The sequence below is a fragment of the Labrys neptuniae genome (genome assembly GCF_040797145.1).
In the GTDB taxonomy this organism is placed as follows: domain Bacteria; phylum Pseudomonadota; class Alphaproteobacteria; order Rhizobiales; family Labraceae; genus Labrys; species Labrys neptuniae.
Map to the genome: position 1 here is coordinate 63,164 of NZ_JBFNQD010000021.1, position 16,840 is coordinate 80,003.

The window sequence follows — 16,840 nt, forward strand, 5'->3', positions numbered from 1 at the left end:
TCCCCTCATCCCCCTGCCGGGACCTCTAGTCAACTCAAGAGAGTTGACGACACCCGCAAGGGGAGAAGGGGCCATATCTTGCTGGGTCCCTACAGGTCCGCCAGCGTCGCCTTCAATCGCTCGATCAGCAAGGCCGCGTTCTCATACGAGAACACCATGGGCGGGCGGATCTTCAGGCTGTGCCCCTGCCGGCCGGTGGCCGAGATCAGCACCTGGCGCTCGCGCAGGCCATTGACGATGGCGGCGGCCGCGGCGGCATCGGGAGCGCCCTTGGCATCGACGATGTCGGCGCCGATGAACAGGCCGGCACCACGCACCTCCCCGATGCGGCCATCATGCCTGCCGAGATCCTCCAGGCCACCCTTGAGCGCCGCGCCGACATCGCGGGCATTGGCGATCAAGCCTTCGTCCTCGATGACGTCGAGCACGGCCATGCCCACAGCGCAGGAGACCGGATTGCCGCCGAAGGTGTTGAAATAGCGCACCTCGCGCCCAAAAGCCTCCAGATGCTCGGGCCTCGCGGCCATGGCGGCCATCGGATGGCCATCGCCCATCGGCTTGCCCATGGTGACGAGATCGGGAACCAGGCCATGCCGGGCAAAGCCCCACATGCCGGCGCCGGTGCGGCCGAAGCCGGGCTGGACCTCGTCGGCGATGAACAGGCCGCCGGCGGCACGGATGGCCTCCACCGCCGGGCGCAGGAAGCCCGGCGGGTCGGCGAAAACGCCATCGCTGGAGAAGATGGTGTCGACCAGCAGCGCCGAAGGGCGGATGCCGTTCGCCCCCATGTCGGCGATCGCCGCCTTCACGCCTTGCGCAAAGGCTTCGCCGCTCGTGTCGGCGGAGGTGGGTGCGGGCACCACCCGCACCGTCTCGGCGATCGGGGCCCCCGCGCCCAGCGAGGGCGACATGTGGGCGAGCACGTCGGTCACGCCATGATAGGCGTTCTCGGTGACGATGACGCCCGTGCCGCCGGTCACGGCCTTGGCGACGCGCAGGGCCAGGTCGTTGGCCTCGCTGCCGGTGCAGGTGAACATGATGTTGGCGATCTCGGCCGGCATGGTCGCGACCAGCCGCTCGGCATAATCGAGGATGCCGTCGGTGACGTAGCGCGTATGGGTGTTGAGCACCCCGGCCTGGCGCGCCAGCGCCGCCACCACATGCGGGTGGCAATGGCCGACGCTGGCGACATTGTTGTAGGCGTCGAGATAGGCGGTGTCATCTGGCCCGTAGAGCCAGACCCCCTCGCCCCTGACCACATGCACCGGATGGGCATAGAACAGCCGATAGGCCGGGCCGAGCACGCGCCGCCGACGCTCGATCAGGGCTGCCTCCTCGGCGGCGAAGCCGGCCGTGTTGCTGGGATCGAAGGCATTGACCATCGTCATGGGAGGCGATCCTTGCTCAAATAAAGGTGGAATTCGTCCGCCGCCTGGGCTGGCGAGAGCGAGCGCGCAGCCGCCAATCCCGCCCAGGCCCGGCCGGCATTGCGCAGGATGTAGTCGCGGTTCTCGGGCTCTAGCGTGCAGCGCCACGCCGTAATGATGGCCGTCAACGTCATGCGTCCCTGGATGAGGTCGAACAGGCAGGTGATCTCCTCGTCCGCGAGGGGCAGGACGCGGTTGTAGCCGGCGACGAACTCCTTGACCGGCTCCAGGAACCCTGCGCCCTCTCCGATGTGATAGGAGGCCGACACGCCCACCTCGTTGATCAGCGGGGCCCGCACCATGTCGCCGAAATCGATGATGCCGGCGAGTTGGTCCAACGCACCGTCACTCCCCGGCCCGACCAGGATATTGGAAGGGTTGAAGTCGTTGTGGATCACCTGGGTGCGGAGCCCAGCGGTCAGGGGCAATGTATGGGTCTCCAGCCGATCCAGCACGGCGATGACGAGGCCACGGCGATCCTCATCCTCGATATGCACGACCAGCGGCCGCAGGCTGGGGGCGTGGGTGAGGTCCCACAACAGATCGGTCGGACTGCCGGCATGCTCGAAGCCATCGAGGGCACGATCGAGCCGGGCCAGGCCCGCACCGAGATTGCGGCGAAGCGTGGGGCCGCGTTCGAGCTTGGCCAGCGGCGTGCCGGGTAGATAGGTCAGCACGCGCACCAGGCGCGGCTGCTGGTCCGGTTCGCGCAGCCAGAAATAGGCTTCGCCCGCTTGCGTGCGCACCACCCGCGGTACCGGCAGGTCGGCGCCGCCTCGCGCGAGGTGCAGCAGAGCCTCCGTCTGGAAATCGGTCACCGACACGTCTTCGGCCGGATTGACGATCTTGAGGAGAAATTCGCTCCCGTCGCCCGCATGAAGGCGGAAATTGCTGTCGCGCTCGCCAATCAGCGGGAAGGCCTCGACGTCGAGGCCGTAATGATCACGGATGATGGCCTCGGCACGCGCCTTGAAAACAGGCGGAGCCGGCGTGGAGAGAACGGTCGATGTCTGCTGAAGCGCCATGGCCCCTCCCTCTCCCATCCCTCAGGCGGCAACGCAACCCCCGGCTGGCAGGAGAGCCAGCGCAATGGTCGGTAAATCGACCAAAGCACCTGTCGTCGACGTCGCGCTGCCCCTCACCTTACCTCTCCCCGTAAGAACGGGGCGAGGAGGCACAAGCGTTGCGCTTGATTCTCGAGTTTTCATCTCGCCCAACCGTCGCGCGAGATGAAAAGCTTCCTGCCTATAACTCGACGTCAAAGCCCCTTCGCCCCGTTCTTACGGGGAGAGGTAAGGTGAGGGGCAGCATTGTCCTACGTATTTATGCACTACTCCATCAACCCTTCCCGGCCTGCCCGAAACATCTTGAAAAGGGTGGGCCCTAATAGGTCGGCGGCGTGATCGCGCTGACGATCTCGCTGCGTCCGTCCGCGATGTTGCGGAAACGGTGCGGCAGGCGGCTGTCGAAGTAGTAGCCGTCACCGGGGTGGAGCACCTCGACCTTGCCGTCGACGGTGATCTCGATGGCGCCGCTCAGCACCATGCCGCCTTCCTGCGCCGAATGGGCATAGGCTTCGCCTGAATCGGCACCGGGCGCGTAGGTCTCGTGCAGCAGCAGCATGGACTTGTTGGGATAATCGAGGCCGATGACGCGATGGGAGATCGCATCCGGCTGCCCGATCTCGGTCAGGTCACCAGCCCGGTAGAAGGGGCTCTGCGGCAGCGCGGATTTGAGGTCGATGAAGAAGCCCGGCAGCGTGGTGCCGAGCGCGTCGAGCACCGCGCGCAGCGTGTCGAGCGAAGGACTGATCAGGTCCCGCTCGATCAGCGAGACCGAGGAATGCGACACGCCCGAGCGCAGGGCGACCTCCCTGACGCTGAGCTTGCGCCGGTGGCGCAATTCGCGCAGCTTGTCTCCGATCTTCATCGTTGCTCTCCTGGCTTCGTACCATTCACATGGTGAATATATTGAACAGACCCGTCCGGGGCAATTGCACCGGGCGCTTGCGGCGGCAAGTCTTTCGGCATCTCATTCGATCGAAAAGGCCAGCAATGCTCGACCCCGCCATCCAAGCCCGCATCACCTCCATCAAGGCACCGGGACGCAGCGCCCTGACCGACAATGGCCCCGTGGAAGCCACCGTGAAGCAGGTCATCGACGAGGTGCGCAAGCGCGGCGATGCGGCGCTGCGCGACTATTCACGCGAATTCGACAAAATTGATGTCGAGCACTTCGAGGTGAGCGCCGCCGAGCGCCAGGCCGCCGTGGACGCCCTCGATCCGCAGACCCGCGCCGATACCGAATTCGCGATCGAGCGGGTGCGCGCTTTTGCTGAAGCCCAGCGCGCCACGCTGCTGCCCCTGGAGATCGAGGCCCTGCCCGGCCTGCATCTCGGCCACCGCATCATCCCGATTGCCCGCGTCGGCGCTTATGTGCCGGGCGGGCGCTATCCGCTGCTGTCGGCGCCGGTGATGACCATCGTGCCCGCCAAGGTCGCCGGCTGCGACGAGGTGATCGCCTGCCTGCCGCCGGGCGCCCACCAGGCCATGATCGCCGGCTGCCACCTCTCCGGCGCCGACCGCATCTTCCGGGTCGGCGGTGCCCAGGCCATCGCCGCCATGGCCTATGGCACCGAAAGTATCCCGGCCGTCGACAAGATCTTCGGGCCCGGCAATGCCTTCGTCAACGAGGCCAAGCGCCAGGTCTTCGGCCTGGTTGGCATCGACCAGCTCGCCGGCCCCAGCGAGATCTTCGTGGTGGCCGACGACACGGGGGACGCGGTCACCATCGCCGTCGACCTGCTGGCCCAGGCCGAGCACGACGTGCGCACCCGCGTCGGCCTGATCACCACGGACAGGGCTCTGGCCGAAGCGACCCTGGCCGAGGTCGAGCGCCAACTCGCCAATCTGCCCACCGCCAATGTCGCCGGCCCGGCCTGGCGCGACTATGGCGAGATCGTCGTGTGCGAGGACGAGGCGGCCATGCTGGCCTATTCGGACTTCATCGCCGCCGAGCACCTGCAGGTCCATACGCGCGATGCCCACGCCACCGCGGCCAGGCTGCGCAATTACGGTTCGCTGTTCATCGGCGTCTCGGCCAGCGTGGTCTATTCGGACAAGTGCTGCGGCACCAACCACACCTTGCCCACCATGGGCGCGGGGCGCTACACAGGAGGCCTGTGGGTCGGATCCTACCTCAAGACCTGTACCCATCAGTGGCTGGACGATCGCGGCATCGCCGCCGTCGCCCCGCCGGCCATCCGGCAGAGCGCCAGCGAGGGGCTGGAAGGCCATCGCCGGGCGGCAGCCCTGCGCCTTTCTCCCAAGCAGCTGCTTGCGGAGATCGGCGTCTAATTTTTTCACCGGACGCGGGCGCCGCCATTGCCATTGGCGGCCTCGCAGGTTCCGATGCGACAATCCCATGCGGCGGCGAGCCGCGTGCAACGGAAGAGACGGGTCCTTTCCCAAAGGAAAGAGACACCGCGACGCAAACCAGAGACCGAACCAGTGGGGAAGACCGCTATGCGCTTCAGACACCTCCTTCTTGCCTCCGGCATTGCCTTGGGTACCGCCCTTGCCGGCGTCGCCAGCGCCTCGGCGCGCGACCTGACCGTGGTATCCTGGGGCGGGAACTACCAGGACGCCCAGCGCAAGATCTATTTCAAGCCCTTCTCCGAGAAGACCGGCAAGCCGGTGCTCGATGAGGCCTGGGACGGCGGCATCGGCGTGCTGCAGGCCAAGGTCAAGGCCGGCACGCCCAATTGGGACGCCGTGCAGGTCGAGGCCGAGGAACTGGCGATCGGCTGTGCAGACGGCATCTACGAGCCGCTCGACTGGAACAAACTGGGCGGCAAGGACAAGTTCATCGACAGCGCCGTCAGCGATTGCGGCGTGGGCGCCATCGTCTGGTCGACCCAGCTCGCCTATGACAGCGACAAGCTGAAGGAAGCGCCGAAATCCTGGGCCGATTTCTGGGACACCAAGAAGTTCCCGGGCAAGCGCGCGCTACGCCGCGGCCCGAAATATGCCCTCGAATTCGCGCTGATGGCCGATGGTGTCGCCCCCAAGGACGTCTACACCGTGCTGCGCACGCCCGAAGGTGTCGACCGCGCCTTCAAGAAGCTCGGCGAGATCAAGGGCGACATGGTCTGGTGGGAATCGGGGGCCCAGCCGCTCCAGCTCCTGAAGTCGGGCCAGGTGGTGATGACCTCGGCCTATAATGGCCGCATCACCGGCATCAACAAGACCGAAGGCACGCATTTCAAGGGCGTGTGGCCGGGCTCGATCTATGCCGTCGACAGCTGGGTCATCCTCAAGGGCAGCCCGAACAAGGATGCGGCGATGGATTTCATCGCCTTCGCCAGCCTGCCGGAGAACCAGTCCAAGCTGCCGCAGGACATCGCCTACGGCCTGCCGAGCAAGGCTGCCGCCGCCGCGGTGCCTGCCGACCTTGCCGTCGACCTGCCGACCTCGCCGGCCAACATGACGGATTCGGTCTCCATCGACACCGAGTTCTGGAACGACAACATCGAGGACCTGACCAAGCGCTTCAACGCCTGGCTGGGGCAATAGCCGTCCGACGGCATTCTCCCGCCCCAAATACAGACCTTTGTCATTGCCGGGCTTGACCCGGCAATCCAGGATCGCTTTCAAGGTTGTGGCGAGGCACTGGATGCCCGGGTCGAGCCCGGGCATGACAAGGCTGCGTTAATGCCGGCTGGGTTGTGTCTCGATGTCCGCCCGGGCATCGCTCATTCCAACGTCCCAAGGCCCGCACCTGGAAGGAGCTTTTCGGATCCGATGGACTCGTTCATTCACTTCGACGGTGTCAGCAAATCCTTCGGCACGATGAAGGTCGTCGACAATCTCGACTTCCATGTCGGCCAGGGTGAATTCGTCAGCCTGCTCGGCCCCTCCGGGTCCGGCAAAACCACTCTCCTGATGATGCTGGCCGGCTTCGAGGCACCCAGCAGCGGCGCCCTGCTCGTCGATGGCACCCGCGTGGAGACCCTGCCCTCCTACAAGCGCAACATGGGTGTGGTCTTCCAGAATTACGCCCTGTTTCCGCACATGACCATCGCCGAGAACGTCGCCTTCCCGCTCAAGATGCGCGGCATCGGCCGGGCCGAGCGCGACGCCAGGGTCACCAAGGCGCTCGATCTCGTCCGGCTCGGCCATCTCAAGGATCGCAGGCCTTCCCAGCTTTCGGGCGGCCAGCAGCAGCGCATCGCCCTCTCGCGCGCCCTCGTCTACGAGCCCAAGGTGGTGCTGATGGACGAGCCGCTCAGCGCTCTCGACAAGCAGTTGCGCGAGCACATGCAGCTCGAGATCCGCGAGCTCCACCGCAAACTTGGCCTCACCGTGATCTTCGTCACCCATGACCAGGGCGAGGCCCTGACCATGTCGGACCGGGTCGCCGTGCTCAATCTCGGCAAGATCGAGCAGCTCGACACGCCCTCCGGCCTCTATGACCGCCCGCGCACGCGCTTCGTCGCCGAGTTCATCGGCGAGACCAACCTGCTCGACGGCACCCTGAAGTCCTGCTCGGACGGCCTCGCCACCGTCGAGTTGGCCCTGGGGCCGACTGTCTCCTGCCGCACAGAACTCTCGCCCAAGCCGAGTGCACCGGTGCTGGTCTCCGTGCGGCCCGAAAGGCTGCATCTGAGCGACGCGCCGGCCCTGGCCAATACGCTGCCTGTTCGCGTCGAGGACGACGTCTATCACGGCGATCACGTCCGCCTGCATCTCAAGAGCGGCGAGCGACGCCTGGTGGCCAAGGCCGACCGGCGCGAGGCGAGCCGCCCCATCGGCTCCGATGCCCATGTCGGTTTCGCGCCCGACGACTGCACGCTGGTCCTGCCATGACGGCGGCCCCGCGGCTCAAGGCCGCCCTCCTGGTGCTGCCCCTCATCGCCTTCCTCGGCATCTTCTTCCTCTGGCCGCTCGGCATGATGATCGTCACCTCCGTGCAGGGCGGCACCGTGCGGCATGCCTTCCCGCTCACCGCCGAGGCGATCGCCGGCTGGCAGGGCGAAGGCCTGCCGCCGCCCGAGGTCCAGGCCGCGCTCGCCAAGGATCTGAGGACGGTCATCCCCCAGGAGCAGTTCGGCGATGCCGTGCGCGCCCTCAACAGCCAGCAGGCAGGCTTCCGCACGCTGCTGCCCAAGACCGCGACCGCCATCCGCAACGCGCCCGAGAACAGCCCGCCTGCCCTCGCCACCATCGATCCGCGCTGGAACCAGCCCGCCTTCTGGCTGGCGCTGAGGCGCTCGATGCCGGCCTACACGGACGCCAACCTGCTGGCCGCCGTCGATCTCAAGCGGGCCGATGACGGCAGTATCGCCAATGTGCCGCCGGATATGGCCGTGAACCGCATGATCATGCTGCGCACCTTCATGATCGCCCTGCAGGTCACGCTGCTCTGCGTCGCCATCGGCCTGCCCTTCGCCATGCTGGCCGCCAGCGTCTCCGGCTGGAAGCGCAATCTCCTGCTGCTTGCGGTGCTGCTGCCGCTGTGGACCTCGCTCCTGGTGCGTACCGCCGCCTGGATGATCCTCCTGCAGGAGAACGGCCTGATCAACCAGACGCTGAAGGCCCTCGGCCTGATCGATGCCTCGCTGCCGCTGATCTACAACCGCACCGGCATCCTCATCGCCATGACGCATGTGCTGCTGCCCTTCATGGTGCTGCCGATCTATGCCAGCCTCGTCGCCATCCCGCGCAACCTGATGCCGGCCGCCGCCTCGCTCGGCGCCCCGCCACTGCGGGCCATGCGGCACGTCCTGCTGCCGCTGGCCATGCCGGGGGTGCTCTCGGGCTCGCTCCTCGTCTTCATGGTGGCGCTCGGCTACTACATCACCCCGGCCCTGGTCGGCGGCCCGAACGAACAGATGATCTCCTCGGTGATCGCCTTCTATGCCACCGGCACCGCCAATTGGGGCATGGCCGGGGCGCTCGGCATCTTCCTGCTGGTGCCGACCACGGTGCTCTATCTGGTCTATGGACGGCTCTCGCGCACGCCGATGGTGCAGACATGACGGGATTGGGCAAGAGCTCCTTCAACGCCCTGCGCCTCGCCTTCGGCGCGCTGATCGTGGCGTTCCTGGTCGTCCCGCTGGCGGCGATCCTGCCGCTGGCCTTCACCGACAGTGTCTTCCTGACCTACCCGATGACGGGGCCCTCGACGCGCTGGTTCGATACGCTCGCCACCAGCGACGCCTGGCAGCGCTCGATCGTCAACTCGATGATCGTGGGCACCGGCGCGACGGTGCTGTCCACCGTGGTCGGCACGCTCGCCGCCCTCGGCCTGAGGCGCAATTTAGTGCCGTTCTCCGGCGTGCTGCGCTCGATCTTCCTGCTGCCCATGGTGGTGCCGGCGGTAGTGCTCGGCGTCGGCATGCAGATTCTCTATGCAAGGCTCGGCCTCGCCTCCTCCTATGCCGGCGTGATCATCGCCCATGCCGTCTTGTGCGTGCCCTTCGTGCTGGTCAACGTCTCCGGCTCGCTCGCCAGCATCGATCCGGCTCTGGAACGAGCGGCGGCCAGCCTCGGCGCTTCACCCGGCACGGTGTTCCGGGCCGTGACCTTCCCGCTCGCCTTGCCCGGCATCCTCACCGGTGCGGCCTTCGCCTTCGCTACCTCGCTCGACGAGGTGGTGATCACCCTCTTCGTCGCCGGCCCCAACCAGACCACGCTGGCACGGCAGATGTTCTCCTCGCTCAGGGAGAACATCAGCCCGGCCATCGCGGCGGCCGCCTTCCTGATCATCGTGATCACGCTGGTCCTGGCCCTTGCCGTGAAGGGCGCCGCGATCCTGGCTCTCATCGGCAAGCGCAAGCAGGTGCTGCCGGCCGAGGAGTGATGCCAGGCTGCGATCCAATCCGCGGGGGGCGGGTCTGATGACCACCCCTTTCAAGGTGTTTGGAACGAACCGAGAGAGGTTTGTAAAATAGTCCATAAATACGCTGGATGGCGCCGCCCCTCACCTTACCTCTCCCCGTAAGGACGGGGCGAGGAGGCGCAAGCGTTGTGACTGGTTCTCGGAGCATTCATCTCGCCCAACCGTCGTGCGAGATGAAAGATTTCCCGAATATGATTCGACGTCAAAGCCCCCTCGCCCCGTCCTTACGGGGAGAGGTAAGGTGAGGGGCAGCGCGACCTCGACGATCAGACCTGACTCGATCGCGTCAAACACCTTGAAAAAGGCGAGTCTGGAGACTCGCCCACCACGTGCGCCATGTCACGCCGGCATAGCGGTATTTGAGCGAGGATATCGGCAAGTCAGTCGCGTAGGAGCCTTTGCTCCAATCAAGAGCGTGAGAGTACCATGCCGAGTATCGCCATCGACATCCTGCCCAATCCGACGCGCCGCCAGGTTGCGGCCTTGCCGCTGCGCGAAAAGGACGGCCGCATCGAGGTCTGCCTGGTGACCACCCGTACCACCCATCGCTGGACCGTGCCGAAGGGCTGGCCGATCAAGGGCCGCAAGGATCATGTCGCCGCCCGCATCGAGGCCGAGCAGGAGGCCGGTGTAACCGGCAAGCCACGCAAGAAGGCGCTCGGCTCCTTCGTCTATTGGAAGCGCCTGACCGATCGCTTCGAACTGATCAAGGTGAATGTCTATCCCTTGCGCGTCACCGGCATGTTGCCGGCCTGGAAGGAACAGACCCAGCGCCGTGTGCAATGGATGGGTCTGGGCGACGCTTCCATCATCGTGGACGACCCCGGCCTCGCCAAGCTGCTGTCCGGCCTGAAGCCGGCGATGGCGCCATAAAACACCGTTCACTGGGATGCCTGCGATCCCGGAAGAAACGCGCCTACCTAGCCGGCCAGTTGCTCGGTGCAGACCTTCCGGACGCAGTCCCTCAACCAGCGATGGGCCGGATCGGCATCGAGCCGCGGGTGCCAGAGCAGAGAGATCGTGATCTCCGCCAGGGGAAACGGCAGCGGGAAGCAGAACAGGCCGGCGCGCAGGCGGCCGGTCGAACGTTCGGGCACCGTGGCGACCAGGTCGGTCGAGCGGGCCAGGGCCAGCGCTTCGGAAAAGCTGCTGACGATCGTCGCGATGTTCGGCTCGAGACCGAGGGCTTCGAGCCTGCCATCGGCCGGCCCCCTATAGAGGGCTCGGCGTGAGATCAGGACATGGCTTGCCTGTGCATAGCGGGCCGGCGTGATCGGAGCCCCGCTCAGAGGATGGCCCATCCTGACGACACCGACGAAACGATCGCGAAACAGGGCCTGCGCGCGCACTTCCGGCCCCATCGAGTCGCCGATCACACCCGTCTCCAGATCCACACTGCCGTCGCGCAGAGGCGTGCTGTCCTTGTCGGCTTTCGGCACGAAGCGCAGCGTGACCCCCGGCGCCTGTTCGCGGGCATAAGCGATGAGATCAGGTCCGAAATTCTCGACGAAACCTTCCCTGTTGCGCAGGGTGAAGGTTCTCGTGAGCTTTTTCAGGTCGAGCGCTTCCACCGGACGAAGGACGCTTTCGACCGCCTGGACGAGTTGGCCGACGTTTTCGCGCAGTTCCAAAGCCCGCGGTGTCGGTACGAGGCCGCGGCCGGCGCGAACGAGCAGCGGATCGCCGGTCGTGTCCCGCAATCGGGCCAGGGCTCGGCTCATCGCCGAGGGGCTGAGCCTGAGACGACGGGCCGCTCGAGCGACACTGCCTTCCGCCAGCAGGACGTCGAGCGTGATGAGAAGATTGAAATCGGGCAGCGTCATGGACCGATCATAGCATCCAAGGGTAATTATGGCATGGCGTTCGATGCACCAATGAAGTGCAAATGATGCGCATTCCGCCATATCAGGCACAGGCCTATCTTTCAGCGGTTCCCCCTTCGAACCGACGGAAGACGCAATCCATGCCGAAATCAGCGACGAGAGATGATGGACGGGTGCATGAAAAACCCACGCCTCCGTTCCACGGGGCCCTCGCCTGCCTCAGCCTCTGCATCCTGCTGTCCTCCCTGGGCACCAGCATCGCCAATGTCGCCTTGCCGACTTTGGCCGCGGCGTTCTCGGCCTCATTCGAGCAGGTGCAGTGGATCGTGCTGGCCTATCTGCTGGCGATGACCACCCTGGTCGTCAGCGTCGGGCGATTGGGGGACATCGTCGGGCGGCGAAGGCTGCTGCTGTCGGGTCTCTTGCTGTTTACATTGGCTTCGGCTTGCTGCGCGGTAGCGCCGACCTTCGGGCTGCTGGTCGCGGCGCGCGCTGCACAGGGCCTCGGCGCCGCCATCATGGCGGCTCTCGGCATGGCTATTATCGGCGAAGCCGTTCCGAGGGAAAGGACCGGCAGTGCCATGGGGCTGCTCGGCACGATGTCGGCCGTCGGCACCGCCCTGGGGCCATCGCTCGGAGGCCTCATGATTTCCGCCTTCGGCTGGCGGAGCATCTTTCTTCTCAATATCCCTTTGGGCCTCCTGGCCCTCTATCTTTCTCGTCGCTTCCTGCGCGAGGATGGCGGCAAATCCCGGGATGCCCGCAACAGATTCGACAGCCTCGGCACATTCCTGCTCGCCGCAACGCTCGCTGCCTACGCCCTGGCCATGACCACGGGGCGCAGCGCTCCCGCCTGGACCGGTGCGAGCCTACTGCTGGCAACCGTCATCGGCGGCGCCCTTTTCCTGCTGGTCGAGGCACGTATCAGCTCACCCCTGATCCAATTGGCCGCCTTCCGCAGCGAGGGGCTGAGCGCCAATTTGGCGACGAGCGCCCTGGTCGCCACGGTAATGATGACGACCTTCGTCGTCGGGCCATTCTACCTGTCCGGCGTCTACGCTCTCGACGAGGCTGAAATCGGCGCGGTGATGGCGATCGGCCCCGTCCTTTCCATCCTGAGCGGGGTCTTTGCCGGACGCATCGTCGATCGCCTGGGTGCGCCTCGCCTGATCCTCATCGGCCTGACCGAGATGGCGGTCGGAGCCATCGTCCTGTCTACAATGGGCCCGGCATTCGGCGTCGCGGGCTATATTGCCGGCATCGTCATCCTCACGCCGGGCTACCAGCTTTTCCAGGCCGCCAACAACACCGCCGCCATGGCCAGTATCCCAGCGGACCGGCGAGGCGTGACATCAGGCCTCGTCAATTTGTCGCGCAATCTGGGCCTGATAACGGGGGCTTCGGCCATGGGCGCCATCTTCCGTTTCGCCGCGGGAACGGGTGATATCGCCAAGGCCCCGCCGGAGGCCGTCGCCTTCGGCATGCAGGCAACATTCGGCACCGCCGCGCTCCTGATCGTGGTGGCGATCATCCTGGCTGCGGGAACGCGCATCCTGGCGGGCCGCGCCGCACATACCCAGGACGCACCCTAAATTGCTGGATGCAGGTGAAGCCCAAGCGCAAGTTTCACCCTCCCCTGGAGGGGAGGGTGATGAATTCGCTCCTCAGCCCTGCGGCGCCATCGCCGCGGGATCCATCCACACGATTTCCCAGACATTGCCGTCGGGATCCTCGACACTGCGGCTGACCATGAAGCCGTGATCCTGCGCCGGGTTGGGGTCGGCCTTTCCGCCCGCTTGCGTGGTGCGGGCCAGCGTCGCGTCCACCGCATCGCGCGTATCGACATTGAGGGCGATCAGCGCCTGGCTCCACTGGCGCGCATCGCCGATCGGGCGCTGGGTGAACTGTCCATAGCGTTCGTGGGTGAGCAGCATCACCACGATCGCGTCGGAGAGCATCACCGATTTGGTCTGCTCGTCGGAAAATTGCGGGTTCACCTCGCCGCCCAGGGCGACATAGAATGCGGTCGCGGCGGCAAGATCGCGCACCGGCAGATTCAAGAAAATCATCTTGGCCATCACTTCCTCCTTCACCGAATGGGCGAGTTGATTTATTGTCTCGCTGTGATGTTAGTAAGCACAAAGTATCTTAATGTCAAGATACTTTGTGCTAAGAGAACCTGCCGATGGACCGCGCCGACACAGCCGTCGAACAATGGGCTCGCGAGCGACCCGACCTTCCCTCCTTACCGATGGCGGTATTCGGCCGCCTGTCCGATGCCTCCGAACGGGTGCTGCGCGACCATATGAACCCGCTCTTCGCCACCGCAGGCCTGCAGCCGGGCGAGTTCGACGTGCTGGCCACGCTGAGGCGTTCGGGCGAGCCCTACATGCTGTCGCCGACCCGCCTCTACGAAGCGGCGATGATCTCCTCGGGCGGCATGACCAATCGCCTCGACCGGCTGGAGCGCGCCGGCCTGGTCGAGAGGCGTCCCGATCCCAATGACCGTCGCGGCAAGCTGATCGCCCTTACCGAGGCCGGCAAGATCGTGATCGATGAGACCATTGCGCGCCATGTCGCCAATGAGCAGCGGCTGCTGTCGGTGCTGACGCAGGCCGAGCAGGAAACCCTCGATAGCCTGCTCAGAAAGCTGATCACCGCACTTTGACGAAGGGCTCGCGCTCCCTTCGAAGCCAAGCACCTACGCTTCAACCAGGCAGCCGCTGGATCAGCGGCCTGGGCTCCGGCTGCACCTCCCGCACCAGATTGACGCCTGCTTCATATTGATGAAAGCCGTCGAAATCGCCCTTGCCGATCGGGCAGCCGGCGAGGCGAAGCAGCGAATAGGCCATGCCGAGATGAAAGAAGAAGTTCGGCAGGGCATATTGGGTGACGAAGTCCACGGCCTTGGCCTCGAACACGGCCTGGCCGGCCTTTTCCCGCACCAGCCTCGCTTCCCCGCCGGCAAAATCGCGCCGTGAGACGTTCCTGAGCCGGGCAATGGTGTTTCCCAGCAGGAGGCGGATATCTTCGATCGATTCGATCGGGCCGTCATCGAGCATGATCGGCTGCTGCAGCACCGGATTGATGGCCCGGATGGAGAAGCCGAGCGCGATGCGAACCTGCCACTTCAAGGGGAACATGTTCGGCTGCAGAGCGAGGTTGAGGACCTCCGCCTGCTCCGTGCCCTGGAGCTGGAGATGCTCGGCCGTCTTGTCGAGGATCGCGTCGAGATTGGTGAGATAGCGCAGGAAAACTGGTACGGAAACGTCGAAGAGGTCAGCCATCGGCTTGCTTCCCTGGACGGCCTCGAACCGTCCGCATTACGCGTGGAGAGTTCCGCATCCGGCCGGAAAGCGACCGACCGGGCTCAGTGAGCGCGGCCGATACAGAACTCCACCACATCGACCAGGGCTGATTTCATCGGGCTGTCGGCGAACAGCGCCAGGGCGTCCTTGGCCATGGCGCCGTAGTGACGGGCGCGCTCGATGGTGTCTTCCAGCGTCTTGTGGCGGCGCATCAGGCCGATAGCATGCTCGAGGTCGGCCTCCGCGATCTCGCCGCGCTCCAGCGTCCGGCGCCAGAAATCGCGCTCCGCTTCGTTGCCGCGCCGGAAGGCCAGCACCACCGGCAGGGTGATCTTGCCCTCGCGGAAGTCGTCTCCGACATTCTTGCCGAGCTTGGCGTCCGAACCACCATAATCCAGCGCATCGTCGACGAGCTGGAAGGCGATGCCGAGATTCATGCCGAAGGAGCGGCAGGCGGCCTGCTCGTCCTTGGGGCGCTCGGCCAGAACCGGGCCGACTTCGCAGGCGGCCGCAAAGAGTTCCGCCGTCTTGCCGCGAATCACCGCCAGATACTCGTCCTCGGTGGTCGCCGTGTTCTTGGCGGCGGCGAGCTGGGCCACTTCGCCTTCGGCGATGACGGTCGCAGCGGTCGAGAGGATATCGAGCGCCTTGAGCGAGCCGACTTCCACCATCATCTTGAAAGCCTGGCCGAGCAGGAAATCGCCGACCAGCACGCTCGCCTCATTGCCCCACAGCATGCGGGCGGCCGGCTTGCCACGCCGCATGTCGCTCTCGTCGACGACGTCGTCGTGCAAGAGCGTGGCCGTATGCATGAACTCCACCGAGGCCGCAAGCTTGACATGGCCGTCGCCCTGGTAGCGCGCGAGCTGCGCAGTCGCCAGGGTCAGAATCGGGCGCAGGCGCTTGCCTCCGGAGGAAATCAGATGGTTGGCGACTTCCGGAATCATCGTCACCTCCGATCCCGTCCGCGACAGGATGGTGGTGTTGACCCGGGCCATATCCGCCTTGGTCAGGTCGACGATCGGCTGAAGCGAGCCTTGCGACCCGGATTTGTCCTCGAATGCGACAACGACGCCCAATACATGCACTCCGTTTTGCCGGCACCATAGAAATGCGCAGCCCCGCATACAAGCTTGCTGTTGTCGCGCCAACAAGCTCGTTGCAATTGTTGCGATAATCGCAACGATTGCGGCATGGAAGAAATCGTTCGTACCAATGATCCCGTGCTGATCTCCTATATCGAGGCCTTGCTGACCGAGGCGGGCGTCGTCCATCTCGTGCTCGACACCCATATGAGCGTACTGGAAGGCTCGCTCGGCATGATCCAGCGCCGCATCCTGGTCGATACCGACCAGAGCGTGCTGGCACGCCAGCGGCTGACCGAAGCCGGCCTCGGCAAGGAGCTGCGCACGCCGTGACCAAGCCTACGACTGGGACCGCGGCCGGGACCACGCTCTCGGCCTTTCTGGGCGGCCGGCTCGAAATCGCCCAACCCGCCAGCGGTCATCGTGTCGGAACCGACGCGGCCCTGCTTTCGGCCTGCCTCTCGCCCTCTGCAGGAGAAACCGTCTACGACCTCGGCGCGGGGATCGGCGCCGCGGGCCTCGGCCTTGCCGTCCGTTGCCCGCAATGCCGCCTCGTCCTGGTCGAGATCGATCCGGCCATCGCAGCACTGGCGGTCGAGAATGCAGCACGCAACGGCCTTGCAGAACGCGTAACCACACTCGAGGCCGACGTCACGCAAAGGCCGTCGAAGGAGGGGCTCCTGCTGCCCGGCACGGCCGACCACGTCATCATGAATCCGCCTTTCCATCTTCCGGGCACGATTCGCCCGGCGCCCGACGCCTATCGTGCCGGCGCGCATGTGCACGGCCAGGCCGACGAGGAGGCCTGGATCCTCTGCGCCCTCGCCCTCCTGCGCGCCAAGGGCAGCCTCACCCTCATCCACCGGGCCGACGCCCTGCCCCGGCTTCTGGCAAGCCTCGACCGCCGCTTCGGCGACATCCGGATCAAGCCCGTGCAGCCGCGCGTCGGCCTGCCGGCCGCCCGCCTGCTCATTCGTGCAATCAAGGGCTCGCGTGCGCCCTTCCTCCTGCTGCCGCCGCTGATCCTGCATGATGAGGACGGCGGCTTCACCGCCGAGGCGGACGCCCTGCATCGCGGCGAAGCCTCGATCGAATGGCAAGCCTAGCAGCGGGCATAACCCCAATGCAGTTCACTAAGCTCTTCGGATTTGCACGACCTTTGTCATTGCCGGGCTCGACCCGGCAATCCAGCCCCGAGCTTCTGGATAGCCGGGTCAAGCCCACGGCTGTCCGGTTTAGATTTAGTGGACAAGGCGCACGGTGTTGATTCTACTCGTGTTCAGGACGTTGGCGCG

At 65.5% G+C, this 16,840-nt stretch carries 17 protein-coding genes; 10 read left to right on the forward strand and 7 right to left on the reverse strand.

Annotated features, from left to right (window positions below; translation table 11 throughout):
* Window positions 1-89 precede the first annotated feature (89 nt).
* From ABXS05_RS31345 to ABXS05_RS31355, 3 genes are all read right to left on the reverse strand, one after another.
* A complete protein-coding gene (locus ABXS05_RS31345; RefSeq protein ID WP_367626627.1) occupies window positions 90-1,388 on the reverse strand; it encodes an aspartate aminotransferase family protein in 1,299 nt (432 codons plus the stop codon).
* Window positions 1,385-2,452, reverse strand: a complete 1,068-nt coding sequence (locus tag ABXS05_RS31350) for a phosphotransferase (protein WP_367626628.1) — start codon at window positions 2,450-2,452, stop codon at window positions 1,385-1,387. Before ABXS05_RS31350 ends, ABXS05_RS31345 begins: the two co-directional genes overlap by 4 nt.
* 358 nt (window positions 2,453-2,810) lie before the next feature.
* A complete protein-coding gene (locus ABXS05_RS31355) occupies window positions 2,811-3,356 on the reverse strand; it encodes a cupin domain-containing protein (protein ID WP_311943128.1) in 546 nt (181 codons plus the stop codon).
* Window positions 3,357-3,481: 125 nt separating this feature from the next.
* Between ABXS05_RS31355 and hisD the strand changes: the two genes are divergently transcribed.
* The 6 genes from hisD (at window position 3,482) to ABXS05_RS31385 (ending at window position 10,202) form a co-directional block, all read left to right on the forward strand.
* Window positions 3,482-4,783 (forward strand): histidinol dehydrogenase, encoded by a 1,302-nt coding sequence (hisD, locus tag ABXS05_RS31360; protein ID WP_367626629.1) that lies wholly within the window; start codon window positions 3,482-3,484, stop codon window positions 4,781-4,783.
* 168 nt (window positions 4,784-4,951) lie between these two features.
* Entirely contained in the window at window positions 4,952-6,001 is a 1,050-nt protein-coding gene (locus ABXS05_RS31365) for an ABC transporter substrate-binding protein (RefSeq protein ID WP_149251732.1), read from the forward strand.
* Window positions 6,002-6,229: 228 nt separating this feature from the next.
* On the forward strand, window positions 6,230-7,294 hold the full coding sequence (locus ABXS05_RS31370; protein WP_311943134.1) for an ABC transporter ATP-binding protein: 1,065 nt from the start codon (window positions 6,230-6,232) through the stop codon (window positions 7,292-7,294).
* Window positions 7,291-8,466, forward strand: a complete 1,176-nt coding sequence (locus ABXS05_RS31375; RefSeq protein ID WP_367626630.1) for an ABC transporter permease — start codon at window positions 7,291-7,293, stop codon at window positions 8,464-8,466. Before ABXS05_RS31370 ends, ABXS05_RS31375 begins: the two co-directional genes overlap by 4 nt.
* Window positions 8,463-9,290 carry an ABC transporter permease gene (locus tag ABXS05_RS31380; RefSeq protein ID WP_311943138.1) on the forward strand — a complete coding sequence of 276 codons (828 nt, stop codon included), beginning with the start codon at window positions 8,463-8,465 and terminating at the stop codon, window positions 9,288-9,290. The genes ABXS05_RS31375 and ABXS05_RS31380 overlap by 4 nt, the downstream gene beginning before the upstream one ends.
* A gap of 465 nt (window positions 9,291-9,755) precedes the next feature.
* Window positions 9,756-10,202, forward strand: coding sequence for an NUDIX hydrolase (locus ABXS05_RS31385; protein ID WP_311943140.1), 447 nt, complete (start codon window positions 9,756-9,758; stop codon window positions 10,200-10,202).
* 47 nt (window positions 10,203-10,249) lie between these two features.
* On the opposite strand, the gene ABXS05_RS31390 is transcribed toward ABXS05_RS31385, so the two are convergent.
* Window positions 10,250-11,152 (reverse strand): LysR family transcriptional regulator, encoded by a 903-nt coding sequence (locus tag ABXS05_RS31390; RefSeq protein WP_367626631.1) that lies wholly within the window; start codon window positions 11,150-11,152, stop codon window positions 10,250-10,252.
* Between the two features lie 140 nt (window positions 11,153-11,292).
* Here ABXS05_RS31390 and ABXS05_RS31395 point away from each other — a divergent pair, with 140 nt between their 5' ends.
* A complete protein-coding gene (locus ABXS05_RS31395) occupies window positions 11,293-12,744 on the forward strand; it encodes an MFS transporter (RefSeq protein ID WP_415080569.1) in 1,452 nt (483 codons plus the stop codon).
* 72 nt (window positions 12,745-12,816) lie between these two features.
* Here the strand turns inward: ABXS05_RS31395 and ABXS05_RS31400 are convergent, their stop codons facing one another.
* Window positions 12,817-13,230, reverse strand: a complete 414-nt coding sequence (locus ABXS05_RS31400) for a VOC family protein (protein ID WP_367626633.1) — start codon at window positions 13,228-13,230, stop codon at window positions 12,817-12,819.
* A gap of 107 nt (window positions 13,231-13,337) precedes the next feature.
* Here ABXS05_RS31400 and ABXS05_RS31405 point away from each other — a divergent pair, with 107 nt between their 5' ends.
* Window positions 13,338-13,820: a MarR family winged helix-turn-helix transcriptional regulator gene (locus ABXS05_RS31405; RefSeq protein WP_367626634.1), complete on the forward strand. Its 483-nt coding sequence runs from the start codon at window positions 13,338-13,340 to the stop codon at window positions 13,818-13,820.
* Window positions 13,821-13,860: 40 nt separating this feature from the next.
* Here the strand turns inward: ABXS05_RS31405 and ABXS05_RS31410 are convergent, their stop codons facing one another.
* Both ABXS05_RS31410 and ABXS05_RS31415 read right to left on the reverse strand, forming a co-directional pair.
* The gene (locus tag ABXS05_RS31410) at window positions 13,861-14,439 is read right to left on the reverse strand and encodes a DUF1993 family protein (RefSeq protein WP_311943150.1); all 579 of its coding nucleotides are present in this window, start codon (window positions 14,437-14,439) and stop codon (window positions 13,861-13,863) included.
* Between the two features lie 83 nt (window positions 14,440-14,522).
* The gene (locus tag ABXS05_RS31415) at window positions 14,523-15,539 is read right to left on the reverse strand and encodes a polyprenyl synthetase family protein (RefSeq protein WP_311943153.1); all 1,017 of its coding nucleotides are present in this window, start codon (window positions 15,537-15,539) and stop codon (window positions 14,523-14,525) included.
* Window positions 15,540-15,653: 114 nt separating this feature from the next.
* Here ABXS05_RS31415 and ABXS05_RS31420 point away from each other — a divergent pair, with 114 nt between their 5' ends.
* Window positions 15,654-15,878, forward strand: coding sequence for a putative signal transducing protein (locus tag ABXS05_RS31420; protein ID WP_311943155.1), 225 nt, complete (start codon window positions 15,654-15,656; stop codon window positions 15,876-15,878).
* A complete protein-coding gene (locus ABXS05_RS31425) occupies window positions 15,875-16,651 on the forward strand; it encodes a tRNA1(Val) (adenine(37)-N6)-methyltransferase (protein ID WP_367626635.1) in 777 nt (258 codons plus the stop codon). Before ABXS05_RS31420 ends, ABXS05_RS31425 begins: the two co-directional genes overlap by 4 nt.
* Window positions 16,652-16,840: the final 189 nt, after the last annotated feature.

Coding starts and splice junctions, on each gene's coding strand:
- ABXS05_RS31345 (WP_367626627.1), bottom strand. CDS start 1,388: ATGACGATGGTCAATGCCTTCGATCCCAGCAACACGGCCGGCTTCGCC.
- ABXS05_RS31350 (WP_367626628.1), bottom strand. CDS start 2,452: ATGGCGCTTCAGCAGACATCGACCGTTCTCTCCACGCCGGCTCCGCCT.
- ABXS05_RS31355 (WP_311943128.1), bottom strand. CDS start 3,356: ATGAAGATCGGAGACAAGCTGCGCGAATTGCGCCACCGGCGCAAGCTC.
- hisD (WP_367626629.1), top strand. CDS start 3,482: ATGCTCGACCCCGCCATCCAAGCCCGCATCACCTCCATCAAGGCACCG.
- ABXS05_RS31365 (WP_149251732.1), top strand. CDS start 4,952: ATGCGCTTCAGACACCTCCTTCTTGCCTCCGGCATTGCCTTGGGTACC.
- ABXS05_RS31370 (WP_311943134.1), top strand. CDS start 6,230: ATGGACTCGTTCATTCACTTCGACGGTGTCAGCAAATCCTTCGGCACG.
- ABXS05_RS31375 (WP_367626630.1), top strand. CDS start 7,291: ATGACGGCGGCCCCGCGGCTCAAGGCCGCCCTCCTGGTGCTGCCCCTC.
- ABXS05_RS31380 (WP_311943138.1), top strand. CDS start 8,463: ATGACGGGATTGGGCAAGAGCTCCTTCAACGCCCTGCGCCTCGCCTTC.
- ABXS05_RS31385 (WP_311943140.1), top strand. CDS start 9,756: ATGCCGAGTATCGCCATCGACATCCTGCCCAATCCGACGCGCCGCCAG.
- ABXS05_RS31390 (WP_367626631.1), bottom strand. CDS start 11,152: ATGACGCTGCCCGATTTCAATCTTCTCATCACGCTCGACGTCCTGCTG.
- ABXS05_RS31395 (WP_415080569.1), top strand. CDS start 11,293: ATGCCGAAATCAGCGACGAGAGATGATGGACGGGTGCATGAAAAACCC.
- ABXS05_RS31400 (WP_367626633.1), bottom strand. CDS start 13,230: ATGGCCAAGATGATTTTCTTGAATCTGCCGGTGCGCGATCTTGCCGCC.
- ABXS05_RS31405 (WP_367626634.1), top strand. CDS start 13,338: ATGGACCGCGCCGACACAGCCGTCGAACAATGGGCTCGCGAGCGACCC.
- ABXS05_RS31410 (WP_311943150.1), bottom strand. CDS start 14,439: ATGGCTGACCTCTTCGACGTTTCCGTACCAGTTTTCCTGCGCTATCTC.
- ABXS05_RS31420 (WP_311943155.1), top strand. CDS start 15,654: ATGGAAGAAATCGTTCGTACCAATGATCCCGTGCTGATCTCCTATATC.